A 24,352-nucleotide genomic window follows, 5' to 3' on the forward strand; every position below is an offset into this window, starting at 1 on the left:
CGTGATCATGATCCGATGGACGCCTGGCCGAACGCGAGGAACTCGTCGCCTGATGGACAACCCAGAACCAATGACCGACCAGGAGCTCGCCGAGATCGAGGAGCTTGCCCACGCCGCGACTCCCGGCCCCTGGTACGTGCGTCAACTCGACGATGACTTCGCCATGTGCCTGGTCGCCATCAGCACGACGCCCGACACCGGGCTCGGTGAACGCTGGCCGGACTTCGACCATCACGAGATCGTGGCCGCCACCCTCGTCCAGCAGCCTCGCTACGTCGATGTCGCCGACGAACGCTGGGACGAAAACGCCCAGTTCATCGCCAGCGCCCGCCAGAACATCCCCCGCCTGATCGCTGAGATCCGCAGGCTCCGCCCCCTACTCACAGGAGACGAGTAGAAGGCCACCACCGGACTCGCGCGACTCACCCGTCCACGAAACGGTAACCGTGCAGGTAGATAGGTCCGTCCGTATCGCCGCTCGTGATGACAGGCCCGGGGTTCGAGCGGGCCACCTCTTGAGCAGGTGCTCAAATTCGCCTACGCTCCGTTTGAGCGGTCGCTTAAACCCGGGGAGGAAAGCATGACCAGTGAGCCGGAGCCGGAACCGGAACCGGAAGCGAGACGGACCTGGGCCAACTGGACGCTCGCCGGTCTCATCACGGCCTTCGGGATCGTCGTCTACGCCGTCACCGTGGCCCAGGGGCGCGCCGACAGCGCCCTGCTCTTCGTCGGACTGCCGGTGCTGCTGGCCGCCGCCCTCGCCCTGACCCCGGGCCGCACCACCCACGGCCGGGTCTTCGCCGCCACCACGATCGCGCTGCTGCTGGCCTCGGTGGCGCTGCACGAAGGCGCCATCTGCGTCATCCTGTCCGCGCCGCTGGTGTACGCCGTGGCCCACGGCACCACCGCCCTGATCAGGCTGGCCCGCCGCGACACCACCCGGGCGTACTCGCTGTTCGCCGTGCCCCTGCTGCTCGTATCCGGGCTCGAGGGCACCGGGCTCGCCCCACGGATCACCCCGGAGCAGTCGGTCGAGGTGGTCCGGGTGGTGAACCTGCCGGCCCATGCGGTCGGTGAGCGGCTGGCGACCGGCCCTCGCCCGGTGCCGGTCCGGTCGGTGCCGCTGCGTCTGCTCGGCGTACCCGTGCCGACCCGGGTCACCGGCGACGGCCTCGCCACCGGGGACCGTTGGATGTTCGCCTACCACGACAGCTCGCACGGGCCGGGCGGGCATCTGCTCACCGAGGTCACCGGCACCGAGCCGGGCCGGGTCGGCTTCCGGTTCGTCGAGGACACCGCCATCACCGGCCGGTGGGTCACCTTCCGGCACGCGGAGGTGACCTGGCAGGCGGTGGACCGGGAACGTACCGAGGTGCGCGTCCGGGTGGCGTACGAGCGCGGTCTCGATCCCTCCTGGTACTTCGGACCGCTCCAGGGCGGCCTGCTCCACGAGGGCGTGGGGCACCTGCTCGACATGCTCGTCCTGCCGTGACCGCCGCCCGCTGGCTCGCCCTGGGGGTGCCCCTGCTGGCGGTGCTGGCCGCGGCCCGGCTGGAGCGCGACCGGCGGGCGCGGGCCGCCGCCCTGCTCGCCGCCGTGGCCGTCGCCCTGGGCGTCGCCGCGCTGAACGAGTCGGCGCGCCGGACGGGCTGGTACGCGTTCGCGCCGGTGCACGGGGCCTACCGGGGGATGCCGGTCGATCTGTGGCTGGGTTGGGCGGCGCTCTGGGGCGCGCTGCCGGTGCTGCTACGCCGGTTCCTGCCCCTGCCCCTCGCGCTGGGCCTGCTGCTCTGGCTCGACGTGGTGGCGATGCCGGCGCTGCACCCGCTCGTCCTGCTCGGGTCGCACTGGCTGGTGGGCGAGGTGGTGGGGATACTCGCCGTGGCCCTCCCCGCGCAGCTGCTCGGCCGGTGGAGCGCCGACGGCCGGCACCTGCGGGCCCGGGTGCTGCTCCAGGTCGTCGTCTTCGCCACGCTGCTGCTGTGGCTCGTGCCCGGTGTCGCCTTCGAGCTGGGTGGCGGCTCGTGGTCCCCGCTCACCGGGCTGTCCCGGGCCGCCCTTCTGGTCCTGGCCCAGGTCGCGCTGCTGGTGGCCACCCCGGCGCTCATCGCGGTACGCGAGTTCGCCGCACGAGGCGGCGGCACCCCGTACCCGTGGGATCCGCCGGCCCGGCTCGTCAGCACCGGGCCCTATGCGTACCTGGCGAACCCGATGCAGGTCGGCGGTGCTGCCCTGCTCCTGCTGACCGCGGCGGTCACCCGCAGCACGGCGCTGCTGGCCGCGACCGCCCTCACCGTGGCCTTCAGCGCGGCCGTGGCCCGGCCGCACGAGGAGCACGACCTGGCCCGCCGGCACGGGGACGCCTGGCGGGACTGGCGACGGGCGGTACGCGACTGGTGTCCGCGCTGGCGGCCGTACACCTCGGGCACGCCCGCGGTGTTGCGGCTCGACGCCGGGTGCGGGCCGTGCGTGGCGGTCTGGCGGTTCCTGGCGCGGCGGGACCCGGTGGACCTGACGATCGCGCCGGCCGAGGCGGGGCAGCTGCGGGCCGGGTACACGGGCGGCGACGGCCACCAGGAACGGGGGGTGGCCGCCGTCGCCCGTGCTCTCGAACACCTCAACCTCGGCTGGGCCTGGGTGGGCTGGACCCTGCGACTGCCCGGCATGACCTGGCTGGCGCAACTGGTGACGGATGCGATGATCGCACCGCCGCACCCGGCGGGAGGAGAGCGATGTCCGACACCAAGCGACGCCTGCTCGACGGCACCCTCGCCGCGATCCGCCAGCATGGCATCGCCGGCGTCTCGGCCCGCACCATCGCCGCCGCCGCCGGAGTGAACCAGGCCCTGGTCTTCTACCACTTCGGGACGCTCGACGAGCTGCTGGCAGCCGCGTGCCGGACCGGCACGGCCGAGCGGGTCGCCCACTGGTCGGCCCGGCTGCGCCAGGTCGGGTCGCTGCGCGAACTGCTCGACGTGGGGCGCATCCTGCACGCGGAGGAACGCGAGCTGGGCAACGTGTCCGTGCTGGCCCAGATGCTCGCCGGCGCACAGGCCGACGAGCGCCTCGCCGCCCCCACCGCCGAGTCGCTGCAGCTGTGGGTGGACGAGATCGAGCTGGTCCTGCGCCGGCTGCTGGCCGGGTCACCGTTCGCCGAGGTCGCCGACGTTCCCGGGCTCGCCCGCGCGGTGTCGGCCGCCTTCATCGGCCTGGAGCTGTACGACGGCGTCGACCGGCCCTCAGCCGAGCGCGCCATCGAGGCGCTGGACCAGCTCGCCGGGCTCATCGAGATCGTCGACGAACTCGGCCCGATCGCCCGGCGCGCCCTCCACAACAAAATCAGCAAAGCAACCCGACGCTAGACCGCAACGCCGGCCCTGGTCGGGCGCGCTCAGCGGCGGCAGCGTCGGCCTCCAGCAGCCAGCGCAGGCCCCTCCGTTTCATCGAGCAGCGCGGCATCTGCCGTTCAGCGATCATGAGCCGTACATCGTGGATCCAGGCGGCTACGTAGGTGAGTCGACCCGACGGGAGATCGCCTACGCGGAGTCGCTCGGCAAGCCGGTCCGGTATCTGAGTCGCGAACGCTCGGCTCGCACGGGAGGCGACGCCGAGGAGTGAGTGCGACCGGCCGGTCAGCTCATCGGCTACCGCGCCGGTCGCCGCCGTTCCTCAATCACGCGCTGAGAGACGCCCGGACGACGGCCAATCCACAGTCCAAGATCGTTTGTGTCGTCCGCACAGCCTGTCCGGGCCGCCTGGTGGTCAACGGTCCGGTGCCCGCAATTCCTCGATCAACGCCATGATTGCAGGATCCACCGGCGTGCGTACGTCCGTAGGTCGCGTGACCTCGTCGCCCTGAGGATCGTAGATGGTGAGGTCGTATCGGCGGGCGAGTTGGTCAATCAACTCCAACGCGGGCGTGCTGCGTTCGCTGAAGCTCAGCTGCATGCTGACGTGGTCGATGCCGACATCCAGCGGCATGTCCATCCACGGGGAGTCGTCATCGTACGGCGGAAAGTCCGGGTAGTGGGCGCGGAGGTTCTCGTAGAACCCGACGATGCGTTCGTCCAGCTCGCCCTCGGGGTGACGCCGGCTTCGGCACTGCTCCGCCATCGCCCGTACCGCGACATCGGTCGCGCCCGGGGCGACAGCAAGCACGACCAGACCGAAGCTCATGGGCCTATGGTGCCCCACGACCACCGGCCCGTCGATCAAGACCTTACCGGAGCAACCCGACCGAGATCGGGTGTGCCCTCATCGGCCAGATCCGCACACCGCCGGGTCGGCTGGCTCAGCAGCATCGCCCAACGCCCTCGACGCGGCTGCCGACGCAGGGACACTCGGAGCCCTCGGGCCGGCAAGCAGGCGCCGAGCAGGGTGCCGGCGCCGTCAGTGCTCGGGGGCGGGAGCGGAGAGCCAGTCCTCGGCCGGGGTGAGCGGGACGGGTGCGGGGCGTTCGACCGCGGTGGCCAGCTCGACCCGCCGGCCCTCGTCGGCCGACCGGAGCAGGGCGGTCATGATGTCGAGCACGTGCAGCGCCACCGCACCGCTGGCCCGCGGCGGACGCAGCTCGTCAGCGCGGACCAGGTCGATCAGGCCGACCCCCCGGGACGCGGCGACGTAGCCGGCCCGCGGTTCCAGGGTGCGCCATCCGGGGCCGTCGAGCGCGAGGTGGCGGACCTCGCCGTCGAAGTTGTTCGGATCGGGTACGGCGAGGGTGCCCTCCTCCCCCTGTACCTCGATCGGGGCGGCCGTCGTCGCGACGCCGTCGAAGGTGGTCGTGAGGGTGCTCAGGGCACCGTCGACATGTTCCAGCACCCCGCTCACGTGGGTCGACACCTCGACCGGGATCCGCTGCCCGAGCCGGGGGCCTGAGCCGATGATCCGGGCGTCGCGCAGCCGACTGGCCGCCCCGATCACCGCACGGACCGGCCCGAGCAGGTGAACGAGGGCGGAAATGTAGTACGGCCCCATGTCGAACAGCGGGCCGCCGCCCGGTGCGTAGTAGAAGTCGGGGTCGGGATGCCAGCGCTCGTGTCCCGGGGTGACCATGACCGCCGACGCGGAGAACGGTCGGCCGATCAGTCCACCGTCGATCGCCGCTCGGGCGGTCTGCGTACCGGTGCCCAGGACGGTGTCCGGCGCACAGCCGACCCGGACGCCGGCCGCCGCCGCCCGGTCGATCAGCGACCGGCCCTCCGGGAACGCGACGGTGAGCGGCTTCTCGACGTAGACGTTGCGGCCGGCGTCGATCGCCGCGCCGGAGATCTCGGCGTGCGCGGCCGGGATGGTCAGGTTGAGCACCGTCGACACGTCGGGGTGGTCGAGCAGTCGCTCGACGGTTACCGCCTCGGCGCCGGGAATCGTGGCGGCGGCAGCGGCGGCGCGGGCCGGGTCCAGGTCGGCCACCGCGACGACGCGCACGGTGGGATGGTTGGCCAGCGTGTTCAGGTACGCGCGGGAGATGAATCCGGAGCCTACGACGCCGATGCCGTGCGGGTCGCCCACAGCATCCCCCTCTCGATGACGGTCCGGACGGATCCGTGCTCCAGCACGTCCAGGCTGTGCCCCGGAGTCGTCACGACGATCCGCCCGGCACCCCAGTTTCGGGTCCAGATCGCCGGTGAGGTGACCGGCCGGTGCCACGGATACCACGGTTGTGTCGGGTGGGTGGTGGTGGCCAGCACGTCGATCAGATCGTCGTGCAGCACCCAGTACTGCTCGGTGACCAGGTCGAAGTCCTCGATCCCGGCGGTGATCGGATGCTCCCGGCCCAGTTCGGTGACCGTGACCGAGTGCGGCAGGAAGTTGTCCGCCTCGCCGCCGCTGCGGTCGCACGGCTGGACGCCGGGATGGGTGGCGAACTGCCCACCCACCAGGTGCAGGTAATCCGAGGAGGCACGGAACGAGTCGACGATGCCGCCGTGCCAGCCGGTGAACCCCGTACCGGCGACGATCGCCGCGGCCAGCCCCGCCACCTGCTCCGCGCTGATCTGCGACATCGTCATGCACTGCACGATGAGGTCGGTGTCGGCCAGTTCGGCGGCGTCGGCGTAGATCTCCGTCGATCCCTCCACCCGTACCGCGTATCCGTTGCCTTCGAGGAACGGGATGAACAACTCCGTCGCCTCGACCGGCCGGTGGCCCTCCCACCCGCCTCGGACCACAAGGGCTTTCCGCCGCGTCACACCCGCTCCTCCCCGGTCCGCCGTACCGGGCCACCGCTGCCGCCCGGTCCGACGCCCACGCATCCGACCGCCGCTAACCGTACCCGGGCCCACCTGCCATGCACAGGAGTAATGGTCCGGGCTGGGCTGCCGGTCGCCAGTTCCGGGCGCTTACAACGCACAGCGTGCGGTCTCAGCGGAAACCGCGAATATAAGCTGCATGCATGATTGACTCGTGGACCTTGCGGGTGCTCCTGGAGGTCGCCGGCCGGGGTTCGTTCTCCGCCGCGGCCGAGGCACTGTCCATGACGCAACCAGCCGTCTCACGGCAGATCAGCGGGTTGGAACGGCGCGTCGGCGTGCCGTTGTTCCGTCGGCTTCCGCGCGGCGTACGGCTCACCCAGGCCGGGCAGACCGCCGTCGAGCTCGCCCGCGACATCCTGGTGCGGACCGACGCCCTGGAAGCCCGGTTGCGTGCCTTCACCAGCCTGACCGGCGGGCAGCTCAACGTGTCGGCCTTCCCGAGCGCCAACGCCCGACTCACTCCGGAAGCCATTCGTCGCTTCGCCGAGTCCCACCCGGGCGTCGCGGTGAACCTTGTCCGGCCGGACGAGGCGGGGCCGCTGGCGGCCATCCGGGACGGCCGGATCGACGTGGCCCTGCTGACCTCGTGGCAGTTGTTCGCCGACCCGGCCAGCGCGAAGTACGACCCGTCGGCGTCGCGAGTCACCGACGAGGCGCTGGACGGTCTCGACCTGGTGCCGCTCTGCGACGAACGACTACACGTCGCCCTTCCGGCCGATCACCCGTTGGCGCAGCGCAATCGAGTGCCGCTGCGGAAACTGAAGGACGAGCGGTGGATCGAGGGTGCCTATCCGGACTGCCTCGGTCCGATCCCGCCGATCGCCGAGGCGTTGGGCGGTCCCCCGCAGATCGCCTTCTTCTGCGACGACTGGAACGGCAAGCAGGCCCTGGTCGCCGCGCGGGCCGGTGTCATGCTCGTACCGACGCTGACCCAGGCCGCGCTACGGCCGGACATCGTCCTGCGCCCCACCGTTCCGGTCCTGCCGACCCGCCGGTTGTATGCCGCAGCGGCCGCTCCGCCGTTCCGGTCGCCAGCGGCGACCGCGATGATCGAGATCCTCACGGCGATCTGCCGGCAGCCCGTCGAGGCTGACGACCGTCCGCCGGGGCGCCCGGAGGATCGGGAGGCGCCTCGGCGGAAGCCCTGATCAACGTACGCCGCTGTCCACCGTCGGTCGCCGGCCGTTCCCGCTCGTCGGCGGTTTCCTGGGCCAGGCAGGTGTCGTTGCCAGCAACACCGCGGTGACCAGGGTCAGTACCCCGGTGCCCTGGAACAACACGTCGTCCGAGATGCGCGCATCGCCGTCAACGGGATACAGGTTATTGATGAGGGCCTGAGCGTCCAGCAGCCGCAGCACGACGAACAGGGCGTGATTGAACCCACCTTCGAAAAGGCCGACCGCCGCCACCCAGAAGGCGTAGACCAGGGACCAGAAGATCGCGCGTGCCCACCGCATCGTCGTTCCGAGCCGGTATGCCAGATACGTGACGGCGAAGACGGCGCTGAAGACGACAGCCAGGATGGTCCGCTGCGGGCTGTCGAACTGGAGCCCCCCGTACAGATGGTGGATGAACGTCACCAGGAAGACCACTGTGGTCCAGGCGATGGCGGTTCCGCGCCGGTCCGCTGAAACTCGTTGCATCAATTGTCACATCCTTCGGACGTGGCCGGAATCCGGCCTGTCGGCAGCTCGATCGGCAACGGCGACGGGTGGCTCGTGCAATGTCAGGTCATACCGCTGAATCGTCTTCAGGAACTCACCCGCATCGACGATCTGGTCGATGTGGTGCACCCCGGGCGGATAGCGGCGACCCATCAGGCCGATGGCGATCTCCGCCGCCACCACGCCGGTCGCCTGCCCCTCCTGACGGCCCGTCACCGCCGACCACACCTGCCTTCCGCCTCCATCGGTGGCCGAAGCGTGCACCACGAACCGATCCCCGCCGAGCCGCAGTCGGCTCGCCGCGCCGGTCAGCAGGCGAGCCCCGCCCAGCCGATCCGCCAGCCGGAAGGCGCCGGCGGCACGCAGCCCGAACAACGTCGCCGTCACCGCACCGGAGTCGAAACAGAGACGAGTGGTCACCGGGACGCCGAGGGTGCGGGTCAAGGTGTACTGATCCGAGAAGGGAAACGGGTACGCGGTGCGCACGCCGAACCCGGGCAGGTCCACCCGGGCCCGTCCCGGCCGGCGAGTCCGGTCGGGCGGAGCCGTCAGTCCTGCCACCGTCCAGCGGACCGAGTCGGGCCCGTGGTCACCGGCCGCACCCAGCAGGATCGTCACGTCGACGGAGGTCGCGGGCGGCAGGCGTTCGGTGCAGCGTCGCGCCAGCACGTTGGTCAGCCCGGGTGCCAGCCCGACGCTGAGCACGGCGGCCGTTCCGGTCCGCTTCGCGGTGGCATCGAGCCGTTCGATGCCGGCCAGCACGTCGGCTGACGCACTGATGTCGACGACGGCAACGCCACGGTCCAGGCATGCGCGCGCCACCGCCTCGTTGCGATGCTCCACACACATGACCACCACGGCGGCGTCGGCCAACAGCCCGTCGAGACCCCGCGGGTCGTCGAGGTCCAACCGGCGCGGAGTCAGCCGGCCCGGGTCGGTCCGGGCCAGGGCGTCGGCGCGCGCCAGATCACGACCAGCGACGACGACCTCGTACGCCGAGTCTCGGGCCAGCGTGGTGGCCACCACCCGACCCACCGCGCCGTAACCGCCGATCACGACGGCCACCCCGTGGCCGGTCACGGCCGCCTCGCCGGGACGACCCAGTGCCTACCGCTGAGGCGGACACCGGCCGCCCGACCCTGGGCGCACCGTCGGGCTGCTCTCCGGGTGGTGCGCCCCGTGCCGCACCCGATGTCGAGCAACACGTCGGTGGGACCGATCTCGGCCGTCCGGAAGAGACGGTCGAGCATCTGATCACCTCTTCGGACGCTGTCCACGGACATAAGTCTGAGCGGGCACAGCTATGAGCACCACTGCGACTTGGTACGGGAAGACATAACATCTGCGCATGGCAACGGTTCGTTCGACGCCGCTTTCGCCGGCGGATCGGGCGGCGGTGCTCCGCCAGGATGAGGTGTGGTCGGGGCCGAGCCGCCGCAGCGTGCCGTCGGGGGGCAACCCTGCCCGCGCCTGGGCCCTTTGGACGGTGTTGCTGTCGGGATAGCGGGAATCGCCTTGCTGAGGCGTGCAAGGCGGGACACGCTGCCGCCATGCTCACACAGCAGCGCGGCAAGCTGTGGCTGGTGGTGGCCGCCGCCGGCTACGGCAAGACCACCGCGCTGCGCCGGCTGTTCTCCGGCCCCACCGTTCGGTGGCAGCGGGAGTGCGACGTCGACGCGCTGCTCGGCGGCGAGCTGGCCAGACTGGCCACCGGGACGACGCAGCTCGTGCTCGACGGGTTGCCCGCCATGTCGGAACGCACCGAACAGGCGTTGCTGCAGGCGATTGCCGGCCTGCCGGACGGCGTACGCCTGGCGCTGTCGTCGCGCTGGCCGGTGGGCTGTGCCGCGTCGTCGTGGTTGACCCGGATGGCGCCGGCGCAGCTCCGCCCGGCCGAGTTGAGTCTGACCACCGACCAGGTCCAGGAGGTGCTGCACACCGAGTACGGGCTGACCGTCCCCACCCTGGCGCAGCGCGTGCACGAGATCACGGCAGGGTGGCCCGCGCTGGTCCGACTGGTCGCCGAGACCCTGGTCGCCGAAGGCGTACCCGCCGGGCCGCTGCTGCCGGCGGTGACCGAGCCCGGCGGCCTGGTGACGGGTTACCTGGCCGAGGAGGTGCTCGGTCCGCTGCCGGAGGACGTTCGGCGGCTGCTGCACGAGGTGGCCGATCTCGCACCGGTGACGGCGGGCGTCTGCGCGGTCGCCGGTCACCCGGCGGCCGGGCCGCAGCTCGGCCGGCTGCTACGCACCGGGCTACTGACCAGAGTCGGCACCGATCCCGACACCGGCCCCCGGGTGGTACCTGTGGTCACCGCGGTCGCCGGTCATGACCGGCCGGCGGTGGCACGCGGGACGCTGCTGCGGGCGGCGACCTGGTACCGCGACCACGGCCCGGCCCGCGCCGCCGCGTACACCTTCCGGCTCGGCGGCGACGACGCGGCGCTGGCGGCGGTGCTCGAGGAGCACGGCGACCGGATGATCATCGGTGGACGGCCCACCGCGACCGCCGAGTTGGTCGCCGCGCTCCCGGCACCGCTGCGCACCCGCCGGCTGCGGCTGCTCGCCGGTGACGCGCTGCGCATCGCCGGCGACGTGGCCGGGGCGGCCCGCGCGTACCAGGAGGTGGCGGCGGCCGAGCCGGCGTGGGAGCCGGGCATCGCCTGGCGGATGGGCCTGACCCACTACCTGCGCGGCGACCAGCCCCGGGCCCTGGCCGACTTCGCCCGGGGTGACGAGGCCCCCGGTCGTCCCACCGACCAGGCGATGCTGCTGGCGTGGCGGGCGGCGGCCACCGCCCGCAGCGGTGACGCGGCGGGCGGAGTGGCGCACGCCTGGCGGGCCTACCACCTCGCGGCCGAGACGGGCGGCGACAGCGTCCTGGCCACCGCACACGTCAGCCTCGCGCTCTGCCTCGGACTCACCGGTGACCAGGTCGGTGGCGAGGAGCACTACCGACTCGCGCTGGGCATCGCCGAACGCACCGGCGACCTGGTGCTGCTGGCCCGGATTCTGGTCAACCAGAGCTACCACCTCGTCGAGCAGGCCCGCTATCCGGCGGCGTTGACAGCCGCGCAACGGGCGGCCAGCGCCGCCGAGACGGCCGGGCACGCCAACCTGTCCGCGATGGCCGCCGGCACCGAGGCCGACATGCTGGCGATGCTCGGCCGGTACGACGAGGCGGCGACGCGGTACGCCCAGGTGCTCGCCCGCCACCGGCGGATGGGCTCGCGCCGCTGCGCCGACACGTACCTGGGGCTGGCCGAGCTGTATCTGATGCGGGGCTGGCGGGAGCAGGCCCGGGCCGCGTTCGTCGAGGCGGTCCGGCTGGCCGATGACGGTGACAGCCGGAAGCTGGCGGTGCGGGCGCACGCCGGACTGGCTCGGGTGCTGCTGCCCGACGACACCGCGGCGGCGGCTCGGCACGCCGCCGAGGCGACCCGGCTGGCCAGTGACGACCTTCGGGTTCCGGCACTGCTCGCGCAGGGCTGGGTGGCACTGGCCGACGGTGATGCCACGCGGGCGGCGCGGCTCGCCGACGAGGCGCTCGACCTGGCCCGGTCCGGTGGGCTGCGGGCCGGCCTGGCCCGGGCGCTGGAGCTGCGCGCCGCCGTGGAGACCGACGCGGGTCGCGCCCGCACCGCTTTGCGGGAGGCCCACGCGATCTGGGCCGGCGCGTCGGCCGTGGGCGACGCGGCCCGTGCCGCGCTGGCACTGAGCCGGCTGCCGGGTGCCACCGCCGACGACCGCTTCGCCGCGCTGCTGGCCACCGAGCGCCTCGCCGCCGGCGGCGTCACGATCGACCCGGAGGAGACGTCGGCGGACCGACCGGCCGCCGGCCGACCGTCCACCGGTGTCGGTCGCGTCGGTGTCCTGGTTCGCACCCTCGGCCGGTTCGAGGTGCGGGTGGCCGGCGCCGCGGTGCCGCCGTCGGCCTGGCAGTCGCGACGGGCGCGGGACCTGCTGCGGATCCTGGTGGTACGCCGAGGTCGGCCGGTGCCCCGGGGCGAGCTGTGCGAACTGCTCTGGCCCGACGACGATCCGAGCCGGACCGGGCACCGGCTGTCGGTGTTGCTGTCGATCGTGCGTGGGGTGCTCGACCCGGACCGGGTCTTCGCCTCGGACCATTTCCTCGTCACCGACGCGGCGAGCGTCGCGCTGGACGTCACCCACCTGCGGGTCGACGTGATGGAGTTTCTCGGTGCGGTGACCCACGGCCGTCGGTTGCTGGCTCGCGGCGCTCGGGCGGAAGCCCGCACCATCCTCGCGGCGGCCGTTAGGGACTACCGGGCCGACGTGTTCTCCGACGAGCCGTACGCCGACTGGGCGTCGGCGCTGCGAGAACAGGCACGGGCCGCCTACGTCGCCGCGTTGCGGATGCTGGCCGAGGCGCACCGGTCGGCGGGAAGCGGCGGCGCCGCCGTGGACTGCCTGCTCCGCCTGCTGGAGCAGGACCCGTACGACGAGCCGGCGCACCGGATGCTGGTGCGCACCCTGGTGACGGGTGGGCAGCACGGCGAGGCGCGGCGGGCGTTCGCCCGCTACCGGGCGGCGATGCGCGCCATCGGAGTACGGCCGCCCGACGAGATCATCCTGGCACCACGGGCCGGGGTAGCGCCGCCGGCGACGGTCGTACCCCGGCCCGGGTGAGGGCGCGGGCGGTCCCGTTGCCCTCGCCCTGCTGCTCAGTAGATGTCGTGGTCGGTGCTGTACCCGGTGACCGACCACTTCGGGTCGTCGTCGGCCGAGTACCGGTTGATCGACCGCAGACCGCTGCCCGCCGCCGCAGCGCCACCGGCGACGGACCGGCCCGTCACGGTGCCGGCCCGTTGCACCGCCGCGACGGTCGCGCGGGTTCCGTCGTCGTTGGGCATCATCGCGTCGATGAAGATGTCGGTCCTGGCGATCGGGAACGGGTCGGCGGGGTCGGGCAGCACGGTGACCTCACCGCCGACGCCGGACAGTGACGGGACCTCCCACTCCCACTCGCTCTGCACGGTCACCGTCCTCGGCGACGAGGTACCTACCGGGCTGGTCGCGGCGAACCGCTTGTAGTGCGGTCCGACGCCGCCCCACGAGGCCCGGTAGCCGTCCACGCAGACCGCGTAGGCGACCGGGCTGGCGCCGATCAAGGTGAGGGCGGTGCGAACTGTCACGCTCGCGCCGTCGACGTCGGGGACGAGTCCGGCCAGCGGCACACCGGCGGGCAGGTCGAACCCGGTGCCGCTGAGCACCAGGCCGGCGGGGCAGCTCGCGGTTCGTGACCCGGCCGGGGAGACCTCGACGACCCGCGTCCGACCGTCGTCGGACTCGCAGATGGCGGCGGCGAGCACCGACCAGGGTTCCGCGTGGTCCGGGTACGCCTCGCCGCGTACCACCACCGAGGTCGCGCCCGGCACGATCGCGGCCAGCCGGACCCCACCGTTTCCGTTCCTGATCCGGCCACCGGCGCCGATGAGCACCTCGCCGGACCCGCACGTCGCGGTCACGCTCTTGGGCGACGTGGTGTCGTGGGCGCTCTCCGCCCGGTGCCGGTACGCGGCGTGGGCCGCTCCGGGTAGGACGAGGGTCGCCGCGACCGCGACCACCACGGCGGTTGCCGCGACGGCCCACCGCGCCCGGGTGCGGGTGCGGGTGCGGGTGCGGGTGCCGAGTGTCGTGCCTGTGCTCATGACAAGTGTCCTTTCCTGCTGGTGGGTTGCTGCCCGGTATCCTCGGCGCCCGCGTCACGGTGGCGTCATGGCGGCGCACGACACGTCGTGAAACAACCCCCGCGCCTGGTCACGCCGACCGACGTGACCAGGCGCTGCCCTCGGATGACAGACCGTCACGGACCCCAGCAGATGGCGTGGCTCTCCAGGTCCCACGGCGGCAGGTAGACACCGTCCTCTGTGGCGATCGCCTGGGCGTTGTTCTGGGCGACGGTCGCCGTGACCCGGGTGAGCAGGACGTTGCCGGTGGCGGTGGCGGCGACCGTGGCGCCGACGCCGGTGGCGAGCGCGCCGGCCGGGCAGCCGGCGGACGCCTGGCCCTTGGGGCTGGCGCTGTTGGCCGCCCCGGTCAGGCTGACCAGCGTGCCGGCGAGGTTGGCGGGCAGGGTGGCGCAGATGGCGTACCCGACGAGTTCCCACGGCCCGGCGAACCCGCCGGCCGCGCCCGCAGTCACCACCCCGGCGGTGAGCGCCGCGTTCGGCTCGATCCGCTGGTAGAACGCCTCCCCGTTGGCGGTGCGCAGCTCCGCGCCGAGCCCGAGCAGGTCGGTGCCGGCCGGACAGGCGGCCACCTGGTTCTTGATCGGGTCGCCGTTGCTGCCGCTGGCCGACGTGATCCGCTGGTAGTTGGCCGGAGGCGCGCCCGGCACGCAGATCGCCTGCGCCACGAGGGTGTACGCCCCGGCTGCCCCGCCCGGGTTGGTGTGCGCCCAGACCGTCACCGACTGGGTGGCCAGGTTCGGGATGATGTCGGTCAACGTGACGTCGCCGCCACCACCGTCGACGGAGCCACCGCCGCCGGCGAGAAACTCGCCGGCCGGGCAGGTGGCCACGGCGGACTGGTTGGGGAAGGCGCCCGCCACGCTGACGTTTACCACTGTCGCCTGCGCCGGCCCCGCACCGGTGGCCACGGCCACGGCGGTGCTGGCCAGCAGCAGGGTCGCTGCGCCCGAGAGTCGGGCGAGCCTGGATCGAGTTGGCATCGTGCACTCCACTTCGTACCTGCCGCGAGACCTTTACGCCCCGGCGGGACGGCGCGGCAGGTATCCCACGGTCCAGGGCGGCCTCATGGCTGCCTCAGCGCCGTGTCACGGTGGACGAACCGGCGCACCGGCGACGAGGACGCGCTCCGCGTCGCGCTCGACCGTGGCCGGCGCGGCGCAGAATGAGACAATGGAGACGACCCGGGTCATCCTCTACCGCTTCCAGATCCCGCTGCCGCGCGGCGACAAGATCGTCAGCCAGGAGGGCCGGACGACGGTCATCCGATGGGACAACGAGCCGGTCGCGCTGCTGACGGCCGTGTGGGTCGACGACGATTCCCGACACCGCTACTTCATCGACCGCGATCTGGCCCACCGGTTCGGCCTGCGCCCCGCCGAGCGGGACTGGCTGTTCCTGTCGGTGGACCTCGACCCGGCGACGGCCGAGCAGTGGCGGGCGGCGGCGGAGAGCTACCTGACCGCGATCCAGGCCGCCGAACGCGCCCGGCACGCGGCCCGCGATCACCCACCGTGGTTTCGGCGCAGAGCCGCCGCCGAGCGTGCCCGGGCCCGGCACCGCGCGGCGCTCGACGCCGCCGACGACGCCTACGCTCCGGTGCGGGAGGCGGCCTCGCGGTTGCTCGACGAGATGTACGCCCCGATCGCCGCCCGGGAGAAGGCCATCGCGGCAATCATCGGCAGACCGATCTGGCGGTACGTGCGCAAGGGCGAGATCGCTCATGTGCACGCGGCCGAGTCGCGCGGGTCAACTGCCGAGCAGCTCATCTCGGCGATCACACGGCAGAAGGGGATCACCGCGTTCCGGTGGGAACCCGACGCCGTGGCGAAGGCCGTGGAGTTGCTCGGTGAAGAAGGATTCGAGGTGTGGTGGCACCGGTTCGCCGGGAATTGGCAGTACCGGCTCCAGCAGAAGGAGGAACCACGGCGGGCCGGCGGCACCGGCCTCGCCGGCACCGGCGGCTTCGGAATCTGAGACTCCTGCTGGCGACCTGCTGGCGCACTCAGGGCAGCAGGATGAGGTGCAGGGTGCGGGGGCCGTGGACGCCTTCGACCCGGTTGAGCTCGATGTCGCTTGTGGCGGACGGGCCGCTGATCCAGGTCAGGGGTCGGTGCGGGGTGAGGCGGCTCAGCGCCTGGGGCACGTTGGCGACGACCTGGGCGGTGCGGATCACGCAGATGTGCAGATCGGGTAGGAGGCTGAGCACCCGCCGGCCCTGGTCGGGTGAGCCGTCGAGGATGACGGTGCCGGTGTCGGCGATGGCGACGGCAGCGGCGGTGATCACGCCGTCGGCGGCGGCGATCGTGGTGTGGTCGAGGTCGTCGTCGGATCGGGCGGTCACCGTCGCCGGTAGCCAGGCCGGTGGCAGTGCCGGTGGCACGACGACGGTCGCGCCGGCCGGCAGGATGGCGGCGACCGTGTCGGCGACGGCCGGCTCGGCGACCCGGTGCACGTGGGCGCGATAGTCGGTCAGCCGGTCGACCAACCGGTCGAGGTCGACAGGGGCGTCGCGCCGGTACTCGCGGGGCGCCTCGACCGGCGCCGGCGCGGGAGCGAGGGCGGCGCGGAGCCGGGCGAGGATGATCTCCCGGGTGGTCACCGGCTCGCCCACCACTGCCGGAAGGTCTGCGCCGGGGGCTCGGGCAGGTCACGGTCGGCGGTCCAGCCGGACAGCGGCGGTGGCAGGCCCCGACCACGCCGGCCGGTCAGCCGGCTCAGCCGGGTCGCGCGCTGCGCCGCCGCGTACAGCGCCGGGTGGTCCATGGCGTACGCGGCGGCGGCCATCGCGGCCGACTCACCGCGCGGATGCGGCGCCTGGTCGCGCAGGTGCACCAGCAGCTCCGGAATGTTGATTTTCACCGGGCAGGCGTCGTAGCAGGCTCCGCAGAGCGACGACGCGTACGGCAGCGACGCATTGTCGGCCACCCCGGTCAACTGCGGCGACAGCACCGCACCGATCGGACCCGGATACACCGACCCGTACGCGTGCCCACCGGTGCGCTCGTACACCGGACACACGTTGAGGCAGGCCGAGCAGCGGATGCAGTGCAACGCCTGCCGGCCCACCTCGTCGGCGAGCACCGCACTGCGACCGTTGTCCAACAACACCAGATGAAACTCCTGGGGCCCGTCACCCGGGCTCACCCCGGTCCACATCGACGTGTACGGGTTCATCCGCTCCCCGGTCGAGGCCCGGGGCAACAGTTGCAGGAACACCTCCAGGTCCCGCCACGTCGGCACCACCTTCTCCACACCCATCACCGTGATCAACGTGCGCGGCAGGGTCAGACACATCCGACCGTTGCCCTCGGACTCCACCACCGCCAGGGTGCCGGTCTCCGCCACCGCGAAGTTCGCCCCGGACACCGCCACCGGCGTGGACAGGAACGTCTGCCGCAGAAACCGACGCGCCGCCGCCGCCAGCACCGCGGGCTCGTCGGTCAACCCCGGATCCACCCCCGGCATCGCCCGCAGGAAGATCTCCCGAATCTCGGCCCGGTTGCGGTGGATCGCCGGCACCAGGATGTGACTCGGCCGATCCTCACCGAGCTGCACGATCAGCTCCGCCAGATCCGTCTCCACCGGCGCGATCCCGGCCGCCTCGAGGGCCTCGTTGAGGCCGATCTCCTGCGTCACCATCGACTTGACCTTGATCACCCGGTCGCTGCCGGTGGCCCGGACCAGGTCGACGACGATGGCGTTGGCCTCGTTGGCGTCGGCGGCCCAGTGCACCACTCCCCCGGCGTCCGTCACCCGCTGCTCAAGCTGCTCCAGCAGCTCCGGCAACCGGGCCATGGCATCGGCCTTGATCGCGCTACCGGCCGCCCGCAACTGCTCCCAGTCCGGCACCTCGGCGACCACGGCGCCGGACTTCGCCCGGATCGTCGCCGTGGCGTGCCCGAGGTTACGGCGCAACTGCGCATCGCTCAGCGCCCGCCGGGCAGCAGCCGGGAACGGCTCCGCACCCCGCAGGTGCCCGACGCCCTTCGGCGCGGTCGTCGGCATGCCGAGAAAGGTTCGACTCACGATCGCACCACCAGGTCGCTCCGCTCACCGCCGGCACGGTCGGGCTCGGTCGGGGCCAGGATCTCGGCCAGGTGCACCGTACGCACCGCAGACCCCGACCGGGACAGGCCGCCACCGATGTGCATCAGACACGACGCATCCCCCGCCGCACAGACATCAGCGCCGGTGGACAGCACATGGCGCAGCTTGTCCGCCAACATCGCCGACGAGGTGTCCGCGTTCTTCACCGCGAACGTCCCCCCGAACCCGCAACACTGCTCCGCCGCCGGCAACTCCACCAACTCCAGCCCCCGCACCGCCCGCAGCAACCGCACCGGCCGGTCGGCCACCCGCAGCATCCGCAACGAATGACACGTCGGGTGGTACGTCACCCGATGCGGGAAGAACGCTCCCACATCGGTCACCCCCAACACGTCCACCAACAGCTCCGACAACTCGAACGTCCGCGCCGCCACCGACTCCGCCCGCGACGCCAACCGGACATCACCGGCCCGCCGCGCCACCATCGCGTGCTGATGCCGCACCGACCCCACACACGACCCCGACGGCGCCACGACCACGTCGTAGGGATCGAACACCCGCACATGCCGGCGCACCAGCGAGACCGCCTGCGCCTGATAACCGGTGTTCACGTGCATCTGCCCACAACACGTCTGCCCCGCCGGGAACACCACCTCATGACCCAACCGCTCCAACAACCGCACCGTCGCCTTCGCCGCCTCCGGAAACACGGTGTCGGCCAGACACGTCACGAACAACGCGATCCGCACGTCACACCCCCAACCGCCCTTCGCCGGCCCGCGCCGCCAACGCCTCACACCAGGTGTAAGGCATGATCCGCTGAGTCTGCCCCACCAGCCGCCGCAGCGCAGCAAGGTCACCACCGACCATGCCGGCGGTCCCGGGGCCAGACGGCGGTGCCGGCAGGCGGTGGGAGGCGCAAACCGCGACGACCTCGCCGGGCGCGAGGCAGGACAGCCAGTCCTCGACACGGCCGCCGTCCGCTGCTGCCGGGCCTGACAGGTCAGCCCAGGCAACGGTCCAGCAGGCGGATCGCCTGCGCGATGTCGACGGTGTCGAGCGCTCCGAACCCCAGGACGATGCCGGCCTGCGGCTCACCGTGTTGGTAGGTCAGCCGGAGCGAGGACAGGCGCAGTCCACGCCTGGCCGCCCGTTCGATCAGTTCGTCGTCGTCTGGTGCATCCGGGGCGAGCAGTGTCATGTGCAGGCCGACCTGACTCGGGATAACGGTCAGGCGGGACCTGGACAGCGACGACAACGCCGTACGGATGGCGTGGTGGCGTTCGGCGTAGACCTTTCGGGACCGACGTAGGTGGCGGTCGAAATGCCCCTGCTCGATGAAGACGTTTAGCGCTTCGGTGATCAGCGGAGGCGGGCCGGCATCGACAACCTGCCGAACGGTGGTGATCGCCGGAACAAGCCCGGGTGGGACGACGGCGAAACCTGTCCGAAGTGTCGGGCTGAGGGTCTTGCTGAAGGTGCCGACGTAGATGACCCGACCGTCCCGGTCGAGTCGGTGCAACGGCTCCAACGGTCGGGTCGTGTAGCGGAACTCGCTGTCGTAGTCGTCCTCCATGACGGCAGCGCCGTGACGACTGGCCCAGTGCAACAGCGCCAGCCGGCGTTGCCTGCTGAGGACTACGCCGAGCGGATATTGGTGTGAGGGTGTCACGTGGACGAGCCGGGCGGTGGCGGGCAGCGCATCGACGATCAGACCGTGGTCGTCGACCGGGACGCCGACGACGGTGATGCCGAGCGAACGTAGCAGGTTCGTGACTGGCGGGTAGCCGGGCTCCTCGACGGCGGCGACGTCACCGGGCCGTAGCAGGACCCGCGCCAGGAGGTCGACCGCGTGTCCGGCGCCATGGGTCACCACGATGCTCTCCGGGGTTGCGGCGACTCCGCGTGACCGGGCCAGCCAGTGGGTCAGCGTACCGCGCAGTGCGATGCTTCCGGCGGGGTCGCCATAGTGCCCGTAGTGTCGGGCGAGTCTGGTGACGGCGCGGTTGCTGCTGCGCCGCCAGTCGGCGACCGGAAACAGGCGGGTGTCAACCTGTCCCGCCCGAAGGTCGAATCCCGCGTGTGGTTGCCAGTCGGTGCCGTAGCGGCGTACCGCGGCGGCTTGCGCGGTGGGCGTCAGCGCGGTCCGGGCGGCGGCCTGCGCCGGGCGGGGGAAGGCGTGACCGACGACGACGCTACCGCCGCCGCGGCGTCCCGCGATGTGTCCCTCGGCGGCCAACCTCGTATAGGCGTCCGTGACGGTGGATCGCGCGACACCGAGATCCTTCGCGGCGGCGCGGCTCGGCTGCAGGCGCCCGCCCGGCGGCAGCCGCCCGTCGGCGATCGCCTCCCTGATCTGGTCGTACAGCTGCATGCTCAGGCTGCGGTGGTCACTGGGGTCGAGGAACAACTCCATCGGCGATCCCGGATGACGACGATTTGGTCTGCTCATTTCACACAGAGTTGGACCTGTCGAGCCTACCAACGTGATGCGTAGCGTCGGAGACCGAGCGGGGACTTCCGAGAAGGCCGGCAAAGATCAGCTGTCACGGTCCTGGTGCGACAGCCGCCCTTCTGGTGGCGCCTTTCACGGCGCGGTGCCGCGCACCTGCGGCGCCGAATCAACGCGACGAGAAGAAGGAGAGCAGTGGGTACGGTAATCATGCACAGCGTGGTCTCGATCGACGGGTTCATCGCCGACGATGACGATGATGTCGGGCCTTTACACGACTGGTACTTCAGCGGCGACACCCCGATCAGGGAGTCCCGTACCTCAGCCTTCGATCATTCCGGCATCGGGGTTGCATTCAAGGCTTCCTCGACATCGGCCGAGTACGTACGGTCCATGTGGGAATCGGTCGGTGCCATAGTGATGGGGCGTCGCCTGTTCGACCTGGTGAACGGATGGGAAGGCGATCCACCCACCGGTGATCACGTGGTCGTGGTGTCCCACCGTCCAAAACCCGAGGGCTGGCACCCGGAGGCGTCCTACCACTTCGTCGACAACGTGACAGCCGCAATCGGCACGGCGCGGGAGCTGGCCGGTGACCGCACCGTCTCCGTGAACGCCGGCGAGGTTGGCGGGCAGATGCTCGCGGCCGGACTGGTGGACGAGGTGGCCATGGACGTGGTGCCTGTCGTCTTCGGATCAGGGAGACGGTTCTTCGGCAGCCTCTGCTCCCGGCACGTGCTCAAGGATCCGCACGTTGTCCTGCGCGGAGACCGGGTTCTGCATCTGCGGTTCAGCGTGGACCACGGTTGAATCGAATCACCCTGGAGGAACAATGAGACCCATTCGCTGGAGATCGCAAACGGTCGCGGCCGCAATCGCCGCCTTGCTGCTGGCCATGCCCGTCAGCGCCACAGCCGCCGAGATGGTTCCGCAGCCCACCGCCGCCGAGTCGTTGAAGGGCTACATCTACAACGCCGACAAGAACCGACTGGGCATCGGAATCGGCGTCATCTCTTCGTTTGACGGCGACTACACCCATGGGAGGTACGATGCGGTCCTTCCCGTATTCCGTCGCACGGACACTCTGTGGGGGTGGAACCGTGCGGAGGCCTTCTACATCGGGGCACCCTACTGTGGCAGAGCGGAGTACTACGCTGGGGGCAAATGGCGGCTCCTGCTCCGGAAGTTCTCGCCTGGTATCCACTACCTTCCGCCCATCGACGGTGAAAAGATCGCGCGCTATCAGGTGACCGTCTACCGGCAGGCGGGCGACGCATGCTGACAGCGCGAGACGGTCGACGGATCGAGACATGGCGGCTCGGGACCGCGATCGCTGCCCTCTCGGTGGTCGTCGCCGTGATGCTGCCGGCACCGGCGATGGCGACGTCGACGGAAGAAGCGGCGGCCAGCCAAGCGGCAGCAGATGAGCTGCGCAGCTACATCTACAACCGTGATGCCTGGATCCCCGGCGGGTACGGGATCGGGATCGGCGTCATCTCGGAGTTCGACGGGCGGTACGTGCACGGTAGCTACGACGCGGTGCTCCCCGCCAAGCGGCGGACCGACACCTGGTGGGGCTGGCCGCGTGCCGAGGGCGTCTACGTCGGCCCCGGCTGGTGCGTCAACGTAACGCAGTGGAAGGGCGGCCGATGGTCGATCGTGGGCACCAAGTACCCGGGTATCCACTACCTCGGGCCCATCGGCGGTGAAAAGGTCGCCCGGTACATGATCGACGCGCTCCGCTGCTGACGGTGCTCACCCCACTCGCCGTCCGGGGCGCTTGATCACCACGTACCCGGTCGGGCTGATCAGTGTTGCCGGGCGGTACCGACCACGAGCCGGGCGGTCGCGTGTGGTCGGTACCGCCCGGCTCGGTGCGGTCAGTTCCCGCGTACCTCGGCGGCGGCGGCGACCAGGTGCCGCAGGGACGCCTCGACCTCCGGATAGCCCCGCGTCTTCAGGCCGCAGTCCGGATTCACCCACAACCGGCGGGCCGGTACGGCCGCGACGGCCCGACGCAGCGCCTCGATCACCTCGTCGCGCGGCGGCACCCGGGGCGAGTGGATGTCCCACACCCCCGGGCCGACACCCCGGCCGTAGCCGATCGCGGCCAGGTCGTCGAGCACCTCCATCTTCGACCGGGACGCCTCGATGCTTGTGACGTCGGCGTCGAGGGCGTCGATGGATTCGATCACCTCACCGAACTCCGAATAGCACAGGTGGGTGTGGATCTGGGTGTCGTCGGCGACGCCGCCGGTGGCCAGCCGGAACGCCTTGACGGCCCAGTCCAGGTATGCCTTCTGGGCGGCCCGGCGCAGCGGCAGTGTCTCCCGTAGCGCCGGTTCGTCGACCTGGATGACCCGGATCCCGGCGGACTCCAGATCCCGGCACTCGTCACGCAACGCCAGCGCGACCTGGTCGGCGGTGTCCGCGAGGGTCTGGTCGGTACGGACGAACGACCAGGCCAGGATGGTGACCGGCCCGGTGAGCATGCCCTTGACCGGTTTGCTGGTCAGCGACTGCGCGTAGGTGGACCACTCGACGGTCATCGGTGCCTTGCGGGACACGTCGCCGTAGATGATCGGCGGGCGTACGCAGCGCGAGCCGTACGACTGCACCCAGCCGTGCCGCGTGGCGGCGAAGCCGTCGAGTTGCTCGCCGAAGTACTGCACCATGTCGTTGCGTTCCGGTTCCCCGTGCACCAGCACGTCCAGACCCAACTGTTCCTGCAACCGGATGACCTGCGCCACCTCCGCGCGCATCCGGTCGGCGTAGCCGGCGTTGTCGAGGCTGCCGGCCCGATGCGCGGCGCGGGCCCTACGCAGCTCGGCGGTCTGCGGGAACGACCCGATCGTGGTGGTCGGCAGCTCCGGCAGCCCCAGTCGCTCCTGCTGGCGGGTAGCCCGGGTGGAGTAGTCGCCGCGCTGCCGGTCGGTGGGGCGCAGCGCGGCGAGGCGGCCGCGTACGTCGTCGTGACGCCAGGCCGCCGGGGTGGCCGGCAGGGGCGCGGGCAGCGCGGTGGTGCCGTCACGCAGCGCCCGGCCGAGCAGGACGATCTCGTCGACCTTCTGCCGGGCGAACGCCAGCCGTTCGGACAACCGGGGATCGAGGTGCGTCTCGGCGGACAGGTCGACCGGGACGTGCAGCAGCGAGCAGGACGAGGAGACGGCGACGTGGTCGGCAAGCCCGGCGACCGTCGCGCCGGCCGCGACGGCGGCCCGCAGGTCGGTACGCCAGATGTTCCGGCCGTCGACCAGGCCGGCGACGATGGTCTTGCCACCGAGTGGTCCGGCGGCGGCGAGCCGGTCGAGGTTGCCCGGCCCGGCGACCAGGTCCAGACCGACGGCGTCGACCGGGGTGTCCAGCAGAGCCGGCAGCGCGTCGCCGAGATCACCGAAGTAGGTCGCCACGAAGATCCGCGGCCGGTGCGTGAGGTCACCGAGGCGGGTGTAGACGCGGCACAGGGCGTCGATCTCGGCCGGGCTGCGGTCGGCGACGTAGGCGGGCTCGTCCAGCTGCACCCAGCCGACGCCCGCGTCCGCCAGCTCGGCGAGAATCCGGGCGTACGTCTGGACCAGGTCGTCGAGCCGAGCGAACGGCTCGTCGCCCTTGGCCAGCAGCAGGAACGTGGCCGGTCCGACGAACACCGGCCGGGTGGTGATGCCCAGGTGCCGGGCCTCGGCGTACTCGGCCAGCGCCTTCGCCGGGTTGGCGGTGAAGACGGTGTCCGGTGCGATTTCCGGCACCAGGTAGTGGTAGTTGGTGTCGAACCACTTCGTCAGCTCCAACGCCGGCTCGGTGTCGACACCACGGGCCATGGCGAAGTAGGTGTCCAGCGCCGACAGGCCCAGCCGGGTGAACCGGGTCGGGACCGCGCCGACGGCGACGGCCGTGTCGAGCATCTGGTCGTAGTAGGAAAAGACGTTCGACGGGATCGCGTCGAGACGGCCGTCGCGTAGCGTCCGCCACACCTGCGCCCGCAGCCCGGCGCCGGTGCGCTCCAGAGTCTCGGCGTCGATGGTGCCGGCCCAGTACGCCTCGACGGCCTTCTTCAGCTCACGGTTGGCGCCGATGCGTGGGTAGCCGAGCACTGTGCTCTGCCCGAATGCGGTACTCACCAAGGGGGTCCTTCCCTCGAAGTGTCCGGCGGACACGGGAGGGAAGACGGGTACACCTCAGGCACCGGCTTCCGCCCTGGCCCTCCCGAGAGGCCGCCGGCGGCGCA

At 71.6% G+C, this 24,352-nt stretch carries 22 protein-coding genes; 10 read left to right on the forward strand and 12 right to left on the reverse strand.

Translation table 11 applies throughout. The features are described 5' to 3' along the window. The first annotated feature begins 70 nt into the window (after positions 1-70). The 4 genes from KBX00_RS05360 to KBX00_RS05375 all read left to right on the forward strand — a co-directional run bounded on the left by KBX00_RS05360 (position 71) and on the right by KBX00_RS05375 (position 3,362). A complete protein-coding gene (locus KBX00_RS05360; RefSeq protein ID WP_210823852.1) occupies positions 71-397 on the forward strand; it encodes a hypothetical protein in 327 nt (108 codons plus the stop codon). A gap of 183 nt (positions 398-580) precedes the next feature. Next, positions 581-1,492, forward strand: a complete 912-nt coding sequence (locus tag KBX00_RS05365; RefSeq protein ID WP_210823853.1) for a hypothetical protein — start codon at positions 581-583, stop codon at positions 1,490-1,492. Beyond that, positions 1,489-2,838, forward strand: a complete 1,350-nt coding sequence (locus KBX00_RS05370) for a methyltransferase (protein ID WP_210823854.1) — start codon at positions 1,489-1,491, stop codon at positions 2,836-2,838. Before KBX00_RS05365 ends, KBX00_RS05370 begins: the two co-directional genes overlap by 4 nt. Beyond that, the gene (locus KBX00_RS05375; protein ID WP_210823855.1) at positions 2,733-3,362 is read left to right on the forward strand and encodes a TetR/AcrR family transcriptional regulator; all 630 of its coding nucleotides are present in this window, start codon (positions 2,733-2,735) and stop codon (positions 3,360-3,362) included. The genes KBX00_RS05370 and KBX00_RS05375 overlap by 106 nt, the downstream gene beginning before the upstream one ends. Before the next feature lie 400 nt (positions 3,363-3,762). Here KBX00_RS05375 and KBX00_RS05380 read toward each other — a convergent pair whose 3' ends face one another. From KBX00_RS05380 to KBX00_RS05390, 3 genes are all read right to left on the reverse strand, one after another. Beyond that, positions 3,763-4,176 (reverse strand): hypothetical protein, encoded by a 414-nt coding sequence (locus KBX00_RS05380; protein WP_210823857.1) that lies wholly within the window; start codon positions 4,174-4,176, stop codon positions 3,763-3,765. A gap of 213 nt (positions 4,177-4,389) precedes the next feature. After that, a complete protein-coding gene (locus KBX00_RS05385) occupies positions 4,390-5,508 on the reverse strand; it encodes a Gfo/Idh/MocA family protein (RefSeq protein WP_210823859.1) in 1,119 nt (372 codons plus the stop codon). Next, positions 5,478-6,188, reverse strand: a complete 711-nt coding sequence (locus KBX00_RS05390) for a ThuA domain-containing protein (protein ID WP_210823861.1) — start codon at positions 6,186-6,188, stop codon at positions 5,478-5,480. The genes KBX00_RS05385 and KBX00_RS05390 overlap by 31 nt, the downstream gene beginning before the upstream one ends. A gap of 203 nt (positions 6,189-6,391) precedes the next feature. On the opposite strand from KBX00_RS05390, the gene KBX00_RS05395 reads away from it, so the two are divergent. Beyond that, positions 6,392-7,399, forward strand: a complete 1,008-nt coding sequence (locus KBX00_RS05395) for a LysR family transcriptional regulator (protein ID WP_210823862.1) — start codon at positions 6,392-6,394, stop codon at positions 7,397-7,399. Here KBX00_RS05395 and KBX00_RS05400 read toward each other — a convergent pair whose 3' ends face one another. Both KBX00_RS05400 and KBX00_RS05405 read right to left on the reverse strand, forming a co-directional pair. Next, complete coding sequence (locus KBX00_RS05400) at positions 7,400-7,831, reverse strand: hypothetical protein (protein WP_210823863.1); 432 nt, start codon at positions 7,829-7,831, stop codon at positions 7,400-7,402. Between the two features lie 69 nt (positions 7,832-7,900). Continuing rightward, positions 7,901-8,995, reverse strand: a complete 1,095-nt coding sequence (locus KBX00_RS05405; protein ID WP_210823864.1) for a saccharopine dehydrogenase family protein — start codon at positions 8,993-8,995, stop codon at positions 7,901-7,903. A 470-nt stretch (positions 8,996-9,465) separates the two neighbouring features. Here KBX00_RS05405 and KBX00_RS05415 point away from each other — a divergent pair, with 470 nt between their 5' ends. After that, positions 9,466-12,564, forward strand: coding sequence for a BTAD domain-containing putative transcriptional regulator (locus KBX00_RS05415; RefSeq protein WP_210823866.1), 3,099 nt, complete (start codon positions 9,466-9,468; stop codon positions 12,562-12,564). 35 nt (positions 12,565-12,599) lie between these two features. On the opposite strand, the gene KBX00_RS05420 is transcribed toward KBX00_RS05415, so the two are convergent. Continuing rightward, positions 12,600-13,586: a hypothetical protein gene (locus KBX00_RS05420; protein ID WP_210823868.1), complete on the reverse strand. Its 987-nt coding sequence runs from the start codon at positions 13,584-13,586 to the stop codon at positions 12,600-12,602. 155 nt (positions 13,587-13,741) lie between these two features. Continuing rightward, positions 13,742-14,608, reverse strand: a complete 867-nt coding sequence (locus KBX00_RS05425) for a hypothetical protein (protein ID WP_210823870.1) — start codon at positions 14,606-14,608, stop codon at positions 13,742-13,744. Between the two features lie 190 nt (positions 14,609-14,798). Here KBX00_RS05425 and KBX00_RS05430 point away from each other — a divergent pair, with 190 nt between their 5' ends. Further along, the gene (locus KBX00_RS05430) at positions 14,799-15,602 is read left to right on the forward strand and encodes a hypothetical protein (RefSeq protein WP_210823872.1); all 804 of its coding nucleotides are present in this window, start codon (positions 14,799-14,801) and stop codon (positions 15,600-15,602) included. 28 nt (positions 15,603-15,630) lie between these two features. Here the strand turns inward: KBX00_RS05430 and KBX00_RS05435 are convergent, their stop codons facing one another. From KBX00_RS05435 to KBX00_RS05450, 4 genes are all read right to left on the reverse strand, one after another. Then, positions 15,631-16,239 carry an LUD domain-containing protein gene (locus tag KBX00_RS05435; RefSeq protein WP_307868117.1) on the reverse strand — a complete coding sequence of 203 codons (609 nt, stop codon included), beginning with the start codon at positions 16,237-16,239 and terminating at the stop codon, positions 15,631-15,633. After that, complete coding sequence (locus KBX00_RS05440) at positions 16,224-17,633, reverse strand: lactate utilization protein B (protein ID WP_210824183.1); 1,410 nt, start codon at positions 17,631-17,633, stop codon at positions 16,224-16,226. The genes KBX00_RS05435 and KBX00_RS05440 overlap by 16 nt, the downstream gene beginning before the upstream one ends. A 17-nt stretch (positions 17,634-17,650) precedes the next feature. Further along, on the reverse strand, positions 17,651-18,424 hold the full coding sequence (locus KBX00_RS05445; protein ID WP_210823876.1) for a (Fe-S)-binding protein: 774 nt from the start codon (positions 18,422-18,424) through the stop codon (positions 17,651-17,653). Between the two features lie 254 nt (positions 18,425-18,678). Then, positions 18,679-20,091, reverse strand: a complete 1,413-nt coding sequence (locus tag KBX00_RS05450) for a PLP-dependent aminotransferase family protein (RefSeq protein WP_210823878.1) — start codon at positions 20,089-20,091, stop codon at positions 18,679-18,681. A 231-nt stretch (positions 20,092-20,322) separates the two neighbouring features. Here KBX00_RS05450 and KBX00_RS05455 point away from each other — a divergent pair, with 231 nt between their 5' ends. The 3 genes from KBX00_RS05455 to KBX00_RS05465 are packed head-to-tail and all read left to right on the forward strand — an operon-like array spanning position 20,323 to position 21,876. Further along, entirely contained in the window at positions 20,323-20,937 is a 615-nt protein-coding gene (locus tag KBX00_RS05455; protein ID WP_210823879.1) for a dihydrofolate reductase family protein, read from the forward strand. Between the two features lie 22 nt (positions 20,938-20,959). Continuing rightward, the gene (locus KBX00_RS05460; RefSeq protein WP_210823880.1) at positions 20,960-21,409 is read left to right on the forward strand and encodes a hypothetical protein; all 450 of its coding nucleotides are present in this window, start codon (positions 20,960-20,962) and stop codon (positions 21,407-21,409) included. Next, positions 21,403-21,876: a hypothetical protein gene (locus KBX00_RS05465; protein WP_210823881.1), complete on the forward strand. Its 474-nt coding sequence runs from the start codon at positions 21,403-21,405 to the stop codon at positions 21,874-21,876. Before KBX00_RS05460 ends, KBX00_RS05465 begins: the two co-directional genes overlap by 7 nt. A 131-nt stretch (positions 21,877-22,007) precedes the next feature. Here KBX00_RS05465 and metE read toward each other — a convergent pair whose 3' ends face one another. Further along, positions 22,008-24,245: a 5-methyltetrahydropteroyltriglutamate--homocysteine S-methyltransferase gene (gene metE / locus KBX00_RS05470; protein WP_210823882.1), complete on the reverse strand. Its 2,238-nt coding sequence runs from the start codon at positions 24,243-24,245 to the stop codon at positions 22,008-22,010. Positions 24,246-24,352 lie beyond the last annotated feature (107 nt).

The sequence above is a fragment of the Micromonospora sp. C95 genome (assembly GCF_018070465.1).
In the GTDB taxonomy this organism is placed as follows: domain Bacteria; phylum Actinomycetota; class Actinomycetes; order Mycobacteriales; family Micromonosporaceae; genus Micromonospora.

Coding starts and splice junctions, on each gene's coding strand:
- KBX00_RS05360 (WP_210823852.1), top strand. CDS start 71: ATGACCGACCAGGAGCTCGCCGAGATCGAGGAGCTTGCCCACGCCGCG.
- KBX00_RS05450 (WP_210823878.1), bottom strand. CDS start 20,091: ATGGAGTTGTTCCTCGACCCCAGTGACCACCGCAGCCTGAGCATGCAG.
- KBX00_RS05395 (WP_210823862.1), top strand. CDS start 6,392: ATGATTGACTCGTGGACCTTGCGGGTGCTCCTGGAGGTCGCCGGCCGG.
- KBX00_RS05420 (WP_210823868.1), bottom strand. CDS start 13,586: ATGAGCACAGGCACGACACTCGGCACCCGCACCCGCACCCGCACCCGC.
- KBX00_RS05460 (WP_210823880.1), top strand. CDS start 20,960: ATGAGACCCATTCGCTGGAGATCGCAAACGGTCGCGGCCGCAATCGCC.
- KBX00_RS05465 (WP_210823881.1), top strand. CDS start 21,403: ATGCTGACAGCGCGAGACGGTCGACGGATCGAGACATGGCGGCTCGGG.
- KBX00_RS05415 (WP_210823866.1), top strand. CDS start 9,466: ATGCTCACACAGCAGCGCGGCAAGCTGTGGCTGGTGGTGGCCGCCGCC.
- KBX00_RS05380 (WP_210823857.1), bottom strand. CDS start 4,176: ATGAGCTTCGGTCTGGTCGTGCTTGCTGTCGCCCCGGGCGCGACCGAT.
- KBX00_RS05375 (WP_210823855.1), top strand. CDS start 2,733: ATGTCCGACACCAAGCGACGCCTGCTCGACGGCACCCTCGCCGCGATC.
- KBX00_RS05430 (WP_210823872.1), top strand. CDS start 14,799: ATGGAGACGACCCGGGTCATCCTCTACCGCTTCCAGATCCCGCTGCCG.
- KBX00_RS05365 (WP_210823853.1), top strand. CDS start 581: ATGACCAGTGAGCCGGAGCCGGAACCGGAACCGGAAGCGAGACGGACC.
- KBX00_RS05440 (WP_210824183.1), bottom strand. CDS start 17,633: ATGCCGACGACCGCGCCGAAGGGCGTCGGGCACCTGCGGGGTGCGGAG.
- KBX00_RS05425 (WP_210823870.1), bottom strand. CDS start 14,608: ATGCCAACTCGATCCAGGCTCGCCCGACTCTCGGGCGCAGCGACCCTG.